The following is a 669-nucleotide window of genomic DNA, read 5'->3' on the forward strand; positions in this document are numbered from 1 at the left end:
GGCCGGGCGGCGCCGGTTTGATGGCGGCATCCTGCGCCCTGTTGTCGAGCTGGCCGTAGAGCGGCACGATGTCGGTGTCGGCGCCGAGGCGGCCCTGCAGCCGCTCGGCCGTGCGCTCGATCTCGCGCTGACCGGGCAGGAAGGCGAGCACGCTGCCGCTCTCCCCGGCCAGCGAGGTGCGGATCGCCTTGGCCATGGCGTCTTCGACAGGGACGCCGGCCGGCCGCTCGTCGTATCTGACATCGACGGGGAACGCACGGCCTTGGCTTTCGATCACCGGGGCGCCGGACAGGAGTTTCGCGACGCGCGCGCCATCGAGCGTTGCCGACATCACCAGCAGCCGCAAATCCGGCCGCAGCGCGCCCTGCACGTCGAGCGCCAGCGCCAGGCCGAAATCGCCGTCGAGCGAGCGCTCGTGGAATTCGTCGAAAATCACCGCCGAGACGCCGGGCAGCTCGGGATCGTCTAGGATCATGCGCGCCAGGACGCCTTCGGTGACGACCAGGATTTTTGTCCGGGCCGATGTGCGGTTTTCCATGCGCATGGCATAGCCGACGGTGGCGCCGGGCTCTTCATCAAGCAATTCGGCCATGCGGCGGGCGGCGGCGCGGGCGGCGAGCCGGCGCGGTTCGAGCAGGACGATCTTGCCGGCGACCAGCCAGGGCGCAT

At 70.3% G+C, this 669-nt stretch carries 1 protein-coding gene; it reads right to left on the reverse strand.

The genetic code is table 11. The features are described 5' to 3' along the window. Positions 1–669, reverse strand: a 669-nt coding sequence (locus X726_RS01000000167880; RefSeq protein ID WP_033002145.1) for a DEAD/DEAH box helicase, incomplete at both ends; no start/stop codon positions are given.

This window comes from Mesorhizobium sp. LSJC285A00 (assembly GCF_000503155.1).
In the GTDB taxonomy this organism is placed as follows: domain Bacteria; phylum Pseudomonadota; class Alphaproteobacteria; order Rhizobiales; family Rhizobiaceae; genus Mesorhizobium.